This is a genomic window from Pseudomonas sp. EA_65y_Pfl1_P113 (assembly GCF_963970525.1).
GTDB lineage: Bacteria > Pseudomonadota > Gammaproteobacteria > Pseudomonadales > Pseudomonadaceae > Aquipseudomonas > Aquipseudomonas tritici.
In genome coordinates, this window is the sequence record NZ_CAXAQM010000569.1 from 1 (window position 1) to 454 (window position 454).

The window sequence follows — 454 nt, forward strand, 5'->3', positions numbered from 1 at the left end:
CGGACGCCGAGCCACTCGGACTGATCGCCACCGGCGCGCCGATCCCCAATTGTGCGTTTGGTGAAGACGGTCGCACGCTGTTTCTGACGGCGAATGACCGCATCCTGCGCCTGCGGTTGAAGGTTTCTGCGCTATGACGATCTCCCTGTCCGATTATGAGTCGGGCAAGCCCTATGCGGGCGATTACGAAGCGGATCTGATCGCGCTGCAAACCCGGCTCGCGCATATCCAGGTCGCGCATATCGTCCACCGCAAGCGCGCGATCGTTTTGCTTGAGGGTTGGGACGCGGCGGGGAAGGGCGGGATCATCCAGCGTCTTTGCGCCAATTGGGACCCGCGCAATTTCGAGGTGTGGCCGATCAAGGCACCGACCGAGGACGAGCTCGACCGGCATTTCCTGTGGCGCTTCTGGCAGAAACTTCCCGCCAAGGGCGACATCGCAGTGTTCGATCGT

General features: G+C 62.1%; 1 pseudogene. It reads left to right on the forward strand.

Annotated features, from left to right (window positions below):
* Positions 1–133: 133 nt before the first annotated feature.
* Positions 134–454: pseudogene (locus tag AACY52_RS31120) on the forward strand (hypothetical protein); the annotation flags it as partial.